Origin of the sequence: Streptomyces sp. NPDC059201 (assembly GCF_042754585.1) — a bacterium.
GTDB lineage: Bacteria > Actinomycetota > Actinomycetes > Streptomycetales > Streptomycetaceae > Streptomyces.
The window spans coordinates 1,323,910-1,333,887 of sequence record NZ_JBHZBB010000001.1 but is presented as its reverse complement, the minus strand read 5'-3'; the positions used below and the strand labels follow the sequence as shown (position 1 = coordinate 1,333,887).

General features: G+C 71.8%; 6 protein-coding genes, 2 rRNA genes and 1 pseudogene. 8 read left to right on the top strand and 1 reads right to left on the bottom strand.

The window, feature by feature from the left end:
• From ACFXMG_RS05910 to ACFXMG_RS05880, 7 genes and pseudogenes are all read left to right on the top strand, one after another.
• Positions 1 to 769: ribosomal RNA gene (locus ACFXMG_RS05910) — 23S ribosomal RNA — on the top strand; the annotation flags it as partial.
• Between the two features lie 74 nt (positions 770 to 843).
• Positions 844 to 960, top strand: a 5S ribosomal RNA gene (rrf, locus tag ACFXMG_RS05905).
• Positions 961 to 1,098: 138 nt separating this feature from the next.
• Entirely contained in the window at positions 1,099 to 1,650 is a 552-nt protein-coding gene (locus tag ACFXMG_RS05900; protein ID WP_383824003.1) for a PadR family transcriptional regulator, read from the top strand.
• Between the two features lie 74 nt (positions 1,651 to 1,724).
• Positions 1,725 to 3,455, top strand: coding sequence for an acyl-CoA dehydrogenase family protein (locus ACFXMG_RS05895; protein ID WP_383824000.1), 1,731 nt, complete (start codon positions 1,725 to 1,727; stop codon positions 3,453 to 3,455).
• Positions 3,456 to 3,523: 68 nt separating this feature from the next.
• Positions 3,524 to 3,946, top strand: a pseudogene (locus tag ACFXMG_RS05890) (protein kinase); the annotation flags it as partial.
• Positions 3,829 to 5,193, top strand: a complete 1,365-nt coding sequence (locus ACFXMG_RS05885) for a serine/threonine protein kinase (RefSeq protein ID WP_383823997.1) — start codon at positions 3,829 to 3,831, stop codon at positions 5,191 to 5,193. The pseudogene ACFXMG_RS05890 and the gene ACFXMG_RS05885, both read left to right, overlap by 118 nt.
• A gap of 30 nt (positions 5,194 to 5,223) precedes the next feature.
• Complete coding sequence (locus ACFXMG_RS05880) at positions 5,224 to 7,245, top strand: prolyl oligopeptidase family protein (protein WP_383823994.1); 2,022 nt, start codon at positions 5,224 to 5,226, stop codon at positions 7,243 to 7,245.
• 68 nt (positions 7,246 to 7,313) lie between these two features.
• On the opposite strand, the gene ACFXMG_RS05875 is transcribed toward ACFXMG_RS05880, so the two are convergent.
• Positions 7,314 to 8,297: a LuxR family transcriptional regulator gene (locus ACFXMG_RS05875; RefSeq protein WP_383823991.1), complete on the bottom strand. Its 984-nt coding sequence runs from the start codon at positions 8,295 to 8,297 to the stop codon at positions 7,314 to 7,316.
• 152 nt (positions 8,298 to 8,449) lie between these two features.
• Here ACFXMG_RS05875 and ACFXMG_RS05870 point away from each other — a divergent pair, with 152 nt between their 5' ends.
• A complete protein-coding gene (locus ACFXMG_RS05870) occupies positions 8,450 to 9,862 on the top strand; it encodes an aminopeptidase P family protein (protein WP_383823988.1) in 1,413 nt (470 codons plus the stop codon).
• Positions 9,863 to 9,978 lie beyond the last annotated feature (116 nt).

Below are 9,978 nucleotides of genomic sequence, written 5' to 3'. Positions count from 1 at the left end.
TGAAGCGGCCACGCCAGTGGTTGTGGAGTCGCCGTTGAAATACCACTCTGGTCGTGCTGGATGTCTAACCTGGGTCCGTGATCCGGATCAGGGACAGTGTCTGATGGGTAGTTTAACTGGGGCGGTTGCCTCCCAAAGGGTAACGGAGGCGCCCAAAGGTTCCCTCAGCCTGGTTGGCAATCAGGTGTTGAGTGTAAGTGCACAAGGGAGCTTGACTGTGAGACCGACGGGTCGAGCAGGGACGAAAGTCGGGACTAGTGATCCGGCGGTGGCTTGTGGAAGCGCCGTCGCTCAACGGATAAAAGGTACCCCGGGGATAACAGGCTGATCTTCCCCAAGAGTCCATATCGACGGGATGGTTTGGCACCTCGATGTCGGCTCGTCGCATCCTGGGGCTGGAGTCGGTCCCAAGGGTTGGGCTGTTCGCCCATTAAAGCGGTACGCGAGCTGGGTTTAGAACGTCGTGAGACAGTTCGGTCCCTATCCTCTGTGCGCGTAGGAATATTGAGAAGGGCTGTCCCTAGTACGAGAGGACCGGGACGGACGAACCTCTGGTGTGCCAGTTGTCCTGCCAAGGGCATGGCTGGTTGGCTACGTTCGGGAGGGATAACCGCTGAAAGCATCTAAGCGGGAAGCCTGCTTCGAGATGAGTATTCCCACCTCCTTGAGAGGGTAAGGCTCCCAGTAGACGACTGGGTTGATAGGCCGGATGTGGAAGCCCAGTAATGGGTGGAGCTGACCGGTACTAATAGGCCGAGGGCTTGTCCTCAGTTGCTCGCGTCCACTGTGTTAGTTCTGAAGTAACGAACTCCCATGTTCCGGTTGAGTTCAACTTCATAGTGTTTCGGTGGTCATAGCGTTAGGGAAACGCCCGGTTACATTCCGAACCCGGAAGCTAAGCCTTTCAGCGCCGATGGTACTGCAGGGGGGACCCTGTGGGAGAGTAGGACGCCGCCGAACAATCTTTAGCCTCAACCCCCGGACTCTGTCCGGGGGTTGAGGCATTTCTGCGTCCGTTTCGCGACCAGACCGTGAGGCGTGTCTCATCGGTGGGTGGTTGCCTTGCTATGCAACCAGTTGCATAGCAGGATCGGGGGCATGGCGCTCGAACACGCGATCCTTGTGTCCCTGCTGGAGCAGCCGGGGTCCGGTTACGAACTGGCCCGGCGGTTCGAGCGGTCCATCGGGTACTTCTGGACCGCCACCCACCAGCAGATCTACCGCGTGCTCAAGCGGATGGAGAACGACGGCTGGGTCGCCGCCCGCGAAGTGCCCCAGCAGGGGCGGCCGGACAAGAGGGAGTACTCCGTCGCCGACCTCGGGCACGCGGCGCTCAGCTCCTGGCTGCACGAGCCGATCGAACCCGAGAGCGTCCGGCACGACCTCGCCGTCAAGATCCGCGGCGCCGCCTTCGACGACCCCGCCGGTCTCGTCCGCGAGGTCGAGCGGCACCGGCAGGCGCACACCGACCGTCTCGCGCACTACCTCGCGGGCGAGGCGCGGGACTTCCCGCCGGAGTCGGGCGGCAGCGGCACCCCGCCCGACGCCGAGCGCGAGCTCCAGCACGTCGTGCTGCGCGGCGGCATCGCGTACGAACGCATGATGATCGCCTGGCTCGACGACGTCCTCGCCACCCTGCACAGGTTCTGAGAGCACCTCCGGAACCCTCGCCCTCCTCAGCCACCCCTCCTCATCCACTCCTCCTTCCCTCAAGGCGGTACCCCATGGCCGACGCGCTGCTCTTCAACCCCCGCACCTACGACCCCGCGCACTTCGACCCCGAGACCCGCAGGCTGATGCGCGCCACGGTCGACTGGTTCGAGGAGCGCGGCAAGCGCCGGATCATCGAGGACTACCGCACCCGGGCCTGGCTCGGCGACTTCCTCGAATTCGCCGCGAAGGAAGGGCTGTTCGCCACCTTCCTGACCCCCGCCACCGAGGCCGGCGAGCAGGGCGACCACGGAGACAAGCGCTGGGACACCGCCCGCATCGCCGCCCTCAACGAGATCCTCGGCTTCTACGGGCTCGACTACTGGTACGCCTGGCAGGTCACCATCCTCGGCCTCGGCCCGGTCTGGCAGAGCGACAACGCCGCCGCCCGCGCCCGCGCCGCCGAACTCCTGGACCAGGGCGAGGTGTTCGCGTTCGGCCTCTCCGAGAAGGCGCACGGCGCCGACATCTACTCCACCGACATGCTGCTCACGCCCGACGGCGAGGGCGGCTTCCGCGCCACCGGCTCCAAGTACTACATCGGCAACGGCAACAAGGCGGGGCTCGTCTCCGTCTTCGGTCGCCGCACCGACGTCGAAGGCCCCGACGGCTACGTCTTCTTCGCCGCCGACAGCCGTCACCCCGCCTACCACCTGGTCAAGAACGTCGTCGACTCCTCGAAGTTCGTCAGCGAGTTCCGCCTGGCCGACTACCCCGTCGCCGCCGCCGACGTCCTGCACACCGGCCGCGCCGCCTTCGACGCCGCCCTCAACACCGTCAACGTCGGCAAGTTCAACCTCTGCACCGCCTCCATCGGCATCTGCGAGCACGCGATGTACGAGGCCGTCACCCACGCGCGGAACCGCGTCCTCTACGGCCGCCCCGTCACCGCCTTCCCGCACGTGCGCCGCGAACTCACCGACGCCTACGTGCGGCTGGCCGGCATGAAGCTCTTCAGTGACCGCGCCGTCGACTACTTCCGCACCGCCGGACCCGACGACCGCCGCTACCTCCTCTTCAACCCCATGACGAAGATGAAGGTGACCACCGAGGGCGAGAAGGTCATCGACCTCATGTGGGACGTCATCGCCGCCAAGGGCTTCGAGAAGGACAACTACTTCGCCCAGGCGGCCGTCGAGATCCGCGGCCTGCCCAAGCTGGAGGGCACGGTCCACGTCAACCTCGCCCTGATCCTCAAGTTCCTCCGCAACCACCTCCTGGAGCCCGTCGACCACCCGGCCGTCCCCACCCGGCTCGACGCCGCCGACGACACGTTCCTCTTCCGCCAGGGCCCCGCCCGCGGCCTCGGCTCCGTCCGCTTCCACGACTGGCGGCCGGCCTTCGACGCGTACGACCGCCTCCCGAACGTCGCCCGCTTCCGCGAACAGGCCGACGCCCTCTGCGACTTCGTCCGCACCGCCGCCCCCGACGAGGCCCAGAGCCGCGACCTCGACCTGCTCCTCTCCGTCGGCCAGCTCTTCGCGCTCGTCGTCCACGCCCAGCTCGTCCTGGAGCAGGCCGCCCTCACCGGACTCGACGACGACGTCCTCGACGAGCTCTTCGCCGTCCTCGTACGGGACTTCTCCGGGTACGCCGTCGAGCTCCACGGCAAGGACTCCGCCACCGACGCGCAGCAGACCTGGGCGCTCGGCGCGGTCCGCCGCCCCGTCGTCGACGAGGCCCGCACCGCCCGCGTCTGGGCCCGCGTCGAGGCCCTCTCCGGCGCGTACGAGATGAAGCCCTGACCGGCCAGGGGCCGGGCCGCGCCGCCCGGGCCCTCGGCTGTCACCCCCACCGCCTACGATGACCGCCCATGAGCACGAGTGACGACGACGGCAGACCCCTCGGCCGCCTGGTCGACGGACGGTTCCGGCTGATCTCCCGCCTCGGCAGCGGCGGCATGGGCACCGTCTGGCGCGCCCGGGACATCGCCCTCGACCGGGACGTCGCCCTCAAGGAGGTACGCCCTCCGGACCCGGCCGTCGAGGAGGCGAACCCCGGCCTCACGGCCCAACTGCGCGCCCGGGCGGTCCGCGAGGCCCGGGCGCTCGCCCGGCTCTCCCACCCGCACGTCGTGACGGTCCATCACATCGTCGAGCCCGCCGACGGATCGGCCCCGTGGATCGTCATGGAACTGGTCGAGGGGAACTCGGTCGCCGACCGCCTCGCCGCCGGGCCGCTCTCCGTCCCCGAGGCCCTCACCCTCGGCCGGCAGGTCCTCGGCGCCCTGCGCGCCGCCCACGCCGCCGGCATCCAGCACCGCGACGTCAAGCCCGCCAACGTACTGCTCCGCGCCGGGGGGGCGCCGCCGTCCTCACCGACTTCGGCATCGCCGTCCTCGACGAGTCCACCTCCCGGCTCACCGCCTCCGGCGACCTCATCGGCTCCGCCGAGTTCATCGCCCCCGAGCGGATCCGCGGCGAGGAGGGCAACCCGGCCTCCGACCTGTGGTCCCTCGGCATGCTCCTGTACGTGGCGACCGAGGGCCACCACCCGCTGCGCCGCGCCACCAGCCTCGCCACCGTCGTCGCCGTCCTGGACGACCCGATCCCGCCGCCGGTCCGCTCCGGCGCCCTCGGCCCCGTCCTCACCCGGCTCCTCGTCCGCGACCCGGCCCTGCGCCCCGACGGCGCGGAGCTCGACCGCCTCCTCACCGAGGCGGCGACCGGCAGCCCGCCGTCCGCCTCCGCCCCGCCGGTCACTGCCACCCCGGTCGCCGACCCCCGGACCCCCGCGGACGCCGTCGCCGCGGGCTTCGGCCCGCCGACCCCAGGGCCGTACACCTCCACCCCGCCCCACCCCTACGCCCGCCCTTACGCCCACCCCGCCCCCACCCGGCACCGCCGCCGTCGGATCACGACCGCCGCGCTCGGCCTCGCCGTCGCGGCGGGCCTCGCCGTCCTCGCCGCCCAGTACCTGCCCCTCGAAGGCGACGGCGGTGACGGTGGCGGCGGCAGGACCCCGGACGCGAAGGGCGGCGCCACCGCCTCCCGTACCCCCGGGAAAAGCACAGCCCCCACCCCCACAGGCTCCCTCCTCACCCCCGACGGCACCCGCGCCGTCGTCGCCGCCTTCCGGGAGGCGACCGGCACGACCACCTTCAAGGAGCTGTACGTCTACGAGGAGTACGCCTTCGCCGAGATCCCCACGAAGCCGGGCGCCAAGACCTACGACCGGTACCAGTACCGGGACGGCAAGGTCGACAAGCAGGGCATCGGCGGCACCATCAGCGCCTCGCAGCCGGACGACCAGCCGTTCGACGCCTCCCGCATGCCCTGGGACGACCTGCCCGCCCTCATCGAGCGCGCCGACCGCGAGCTCAAGGTCGAGGACCCGACCCTGCGGTACCTGATCATCGACCGCTGGACGTTCAACGAGAACCGCCCCACCCTCCGCGTCTACCTGACGAACGACTACCGGGCCACCGGCTACCTCGCCGTCGACGCGGGCGGAAAGGTGGTGCACAAGCTGGTCGCCGACTGAGCCGCCGCGACGGGGGCGGCACGGGGGACAATGGCCCGCGTGAACCAAGACGACCCGTACCTGTGGCTGGAAGACGTCGACGGTGAGGAAGCCCTCGCCTGGGTGACCGAGCGGAACGCCGAGACGGAGGCCGAGCTCGCCGCCGGGCCCGGCTTCGACGCCTTCGCGGAGCGCCTGCGCGAGGTGCTCGACGCCGTCGACCGCATCCCGTACACCACCCGCCGAGGCCCGTACCTCTACAACTTCTGGCAGGACGCCGAGCACGTACGGGGTCTGTGGCGGCGCACCACCCTGGAGCAGTACCGCAAGGACGCCCCCGAGTGGGAGACGCTGCTCGACGTGGACGCGCTCGCCGAGGCCGAGGGCGAGAAGTGGGTGTGGGCCGGAGCCCGGGTGCGGCGGCCCGCCCACGACCGGGCCCTGGTCAGCCTCTCCCGCGACGGCGGGGACGCCGTCGTGGTCCGCGAGTTCGACCTCCCCACGCGCGCGTTCGTCGCCGACGGCTTCACCGTGCCCGAGGCCAAGACCAGCATCGGCTGGATCGACGGCGACACCGTCTTCGTCGGCACCGACCACGGCCCCGGCTCGCTCACCGACGCCGGCTACCCGCGCACCGTCCGCCGCTGGCGGCGCGGCACCCCGCTCGCGGACGCCGCCACCGTCTTCGAGGGCGAGCCCGCCGACGTCTCCGCCTGGGCCTGGCACGATTCCACCCCCGGCTTCGAGCGCGACTTCGTCGGCCGCTCCCTCGACTTCTTCCGCAGCGAGACCCACCTCCTCACCGCCGACGGCACCCTCGTCCGGATCGAGGTCCCCGAGGACGCCGAGGTCTACGCCCACCGCCGGCACCTGATCGTCACCCTGAAGTCGCCCTGGATCGGACACCCCGCCGGCGCGCTCCTCGCCTTCGGCTTCGACGCGTTCCTGGCCGGCGACCGCACCGCCGAGGCCCTCTTCACCCCCGACGAGCGGACCGCGCTCGCCGGGCACTCCTGGACCCGGCACCATCTGATCCTGGAGACCATGCGGGACGTCAGCACCCGCATCGAGGTGCTCACCCCGCGCGAGGAGGGCGGCTGGTCGCGCGCCGCGCTCGCGGACGTGCCCCCGCTGTCGGCGGTCGGCGTCACCGACACCGACCCGGACGTCTCCGACGAGTACTTCCTCGACGTCTCCGGCTTCCTCCAGCCGTCCACCCTCACCCGCGGCACCATCGGCGGCGACACCGAGATCCTGCGCCAGGCACCGGCCCGCTTCGACACCTCCGGCCTCTCCGTCGAGCAGGCGTTCGCCGTCTCGGAGGACGGGACCCGCGTCCCGTACTTCGTCATCGGCCCGGACCGCTCCGAGGCCCCCGGCCCCGCCCTCCTCTACGGCTACGGCGGCTTCGAGGTCTCCCTCACCCCGTCGTACGCGGCGCTCACCGGCCGCGGCTGGCTGGAGAGCGGCGGTACCTATGTGATCGCCAACATCCGCGGCGGCGGCGAGTACGGCCCCGACTGGCACCAGGCCGCGCTCGGCGCCCACCGGCACCGGGCCTTCGAGGACTTCGCGGCCGTCGCCCGTGACCTCGTCGCCCGCGGCATCACCACCCCCGGGATGCTCGGCGCCGCCGGCGGCAGCAACGGCGGGCTCCTCATGGGCGCCATGCTCACCCGCTACCCGGAACTCTTCGGCGCGATCGTCTGCCAGGTGCCGCTGCTCGACATGGTCCGCTTCCACAAGCTGCTCGCCGGCGCCTCCTGGATCGCCGAGTACGGCGACCCCGACGACGAGGCCGACCTGCCGCACCTGCGGGAGCTCTCCCCGTACCACCGCCTCACGGCGGATGCCCCGTACCCGCCCGTGCTGCTCACCACCTCCACCCGCGACGACCGGGTGCACCCCGGGCACGCGCGCAAGGCGGCGGCGCGGCTGCGCGAGCTGGGCCACCCGGTGCTCTTCCACGAGAACACCGGCGGCGGGCACGCGGGCGCCACCGACAACGCGCAGGCCGCCCGCAACAAGGCCCTGATGTACACCTTCCTCCGCAAGCACCTCACGGAGGGATGACCGGGCTCACCCGGCGCTGACCGGGCTCACCCAGCGCGCTCAGCCGCCTCACCCAGCGTTCACCCGCCTCACAGCCAGCCGTGCCGCTGCGCCTGGAGCGCGAGCTGGAAGCGGTTGGTCGCGCCGAGCCGGGCCATGAGGACCTGTACGCGGCGGAAGAGGGTGCGGCGGCTGATGCCGATCTCCCGGGCGATCACCTCGTCCGCCGCGCCCCCGGCGAGCAGCCACAGCAGCCGCCGGTCGGCCGGCTGGAGCCCGCCCGGGAGCGCGGTGCGGCCGTGGAAGGGCAGCGCGTCCCGCCAGGACTGCTCGAAGAGCGCCACCAGCGCCGAGAGCAGTCCGCACGGCTGCACCACCAGCGTCGTGTTGTGCACGTCGGCCTCCTTGATCGACAGGGAGACCAGCGCGTACGCGTCGTCGATGATCACCAGCTTGACCGGTACGGACGGCAGCACCCGGGCCTGCTCGCCCGCCGCGATCACCGGCTCGATCGACTCCTCCAGGTGCCCCGGCTGCTCCAGCGAGGCCCGTGAGTAGATCACCCGCTGGGTGATGCCCCGGGCGAGCGTCGCGAGCGCGTCGTCGGTCGAGCCGGGGATCGGGAAGTACGGCGGCGAGTCCATCTGCCGGATCTGCTGCCGGGCGCTCGCCCACGCCTGCCGCATGCGCAGCCCGATCGCCTCCCCGGTCACCACCTCCACCAGGTCGTCGTTGTACGCGGCCAGGCGCTGCCGCCGGAACGACTCGAAGGCGCCGCCCACCGTGATCCGCGACTCGTCCAGCTCCGCCGCCCGGTGCCGGCCCAGGATCTCCAGGCCCGCCGCCGGAGGCACCGGCGCCACCGTGTCGCCCCTGTCCACCGCCGGGCTCGCCAGACCCGCGTCGACCAGCTCCCCGTACGCCTCCGCCAGCGCCGGCCCGTCGAGACCGGCCGCCGCGCCGACCTCCGCCAGCGGCGCCGGGGCCCGCTCCAGGAGGGCGTGGTAGAGCCGCGCCGCCGTCTCGCCGAGGCCCAGGAGCCGCAGGGCCTCGCCCAGTTTCGCGTTCGCCATGACACCCATTCTGGGTGCCGCGCGCCCCGCCCCGGTGTCCGATCAGTGCCACTGGCACTCCCATGCCCCCGGGCACCCCGGAAGCGGGCTACGGTCCGTGCATCGCCGACGACCGGCGGTTCCACCAGGCACTCACGACGAAGGAGCACGACGTGGCGAAGGGTCGCAAGAACGGCCTCTACGACGGCATCTCCGAGGAACTCTCCGCGCTGATGCGGACCGGCTGGGCCGACACCGAGCGGCACGACCTGGAGCAGTCCGAGCAGGCGCCGTACGCCGCCGCCCGGCGCGCCGCGCTCTCCGCGCGGTTCCCCGGCGAGCGCCTGGTGATCCCCTCCGGCAACCTCAAGGTGCGCTCGAACGACGACACGTACCCCTTCCGCCCGCACTCCGCCTACGTCCACATGACCGGCGACCAGGCCCGCGACTGCGCCCTCGTGCTGGAGCCGCGCGAGGACGGCGGCCACGACGCGTACGGCTACGTGCTGCCGCGCGACGGCCGTGACGACGACACCTTCTGGATCGGCTACACCGCCGAGCTGTGGATGGGCCGCCGGCTCTCCCTCGGCGAGGCCGAGCGCGTCCTCGGACTGGCCTGCCGCGACGTCCGCGAGCTCGCCGCGCACCTGGCCGCCGGCGCCGGGGCGCCCACCCGGATCCTCCGTGGCGTCGACCCCCTCCTGGAGGCGGCCGTCACCACCGACGAGGAGCGGGACACCGAGCTGGAGGACGTCCTCAGCGAGCTCCGCCTGGTCAAGGACGCGTGGGAGGTCGGCGAGCTGCGCAAGGCCGTCGACTCCACCGTCCGCGGCTTCACCGACGCCATCGGCGACCTGTCGACGGCCGTCGCCACCTCCGAGCGCTGGATCGAGGGCACCTTCTTCCGCCGCGCCCGCCTGGAGGGCAACTCCGTCGGCTACGGCTCCATCTGCGCCGCCGGCGACCACGCCACGATCATGCACTGGACCTCCAACGACGGCCCGGTCCGCCCCGGTGAGCTGCTGCTCTTCGACGCCGGCGTCGAGACGAACTCCCTCTACACCGCCGACGTCACCCGCACCCTCCCCATCAGCGGCACCTTCACCCCGGTCCAGCGCCAGGTGTACGACGCCGTGTACGAGGCCCAGCAGGCCGGCTTCGACGCCGTGAAGCCCGGCGCCCCTTACCGCGCCTTCCACGAGGCGGCCCAGCGGCACCTCGCGGCGAAGCTGGTCGAGTGGGGCTTCATCGAGGGACCGGTGGACCGCGCGTACGAACTGGGTCTCCAGCGGCGCTTCACCATGGCGGGAACCGGCCACATGCTCGGTCTTGACGTGCACGACTGCGCCTCCGCGCGCAACGAGGAGTACGTCGACGGCGTCCTCGTCCCGGGCATGGTCCTCACCGTCGAGCCGGGTCTCTACTTCCAGCCCGACGACCTGACCGTGCCCGCGGAGTGGCGCGGCATCGGCGTCCGCATCGAGGACGACCTGCTGGTCACGGAGGAGGGGCACGAGAACCTGTCGGACGGACTGCCCCGCACCTCCGCCGAGGTCGAGGAGTGGATGGCCCGCGTCGCGGGCTGACCGGCCGGGGGGGCGCGGGGCCCGGGGGGGGGGCGGGGCCCCCGCCCCCCCCCCGGGGGCGCGGGGGGGCGCGGCGCCGGCGGCCCGCCCGCCCTTGGGCGGATCCCCGCGCCCCC

Coding starts and splice junctions, on each gene's coding strand:
- ACFXMG_RS05895 (WP_383824000.1), top strand. CDS start 1,725: ATGGCCGACGCGCTGCTCTTCAACCCCCGCACCTACGACCCCGCGCAC.
- ACFXMG_RS05900 (WP_383824003.1), top strand. CDS start 1,099: ATGGCGCTCGAACACGCGATCCTTGTGTCCCTGCTGGAGCAGCCGGGG.
- ACFXMG_RS05875 (WP_383823991.1), bottom strand. CDS start 8,297: ATGGCGAACGCGAAACTGGGCGAGGCCCTGCGGCTCCTGGGCCTCGGC.
- ACFXMG_RS05880 (WP_383823994.1), top strand. CDS start 5,224: ATGGCCCGCGTGAACCAAGACGACCCGTACCTGTGGCTGGAAGACGTC.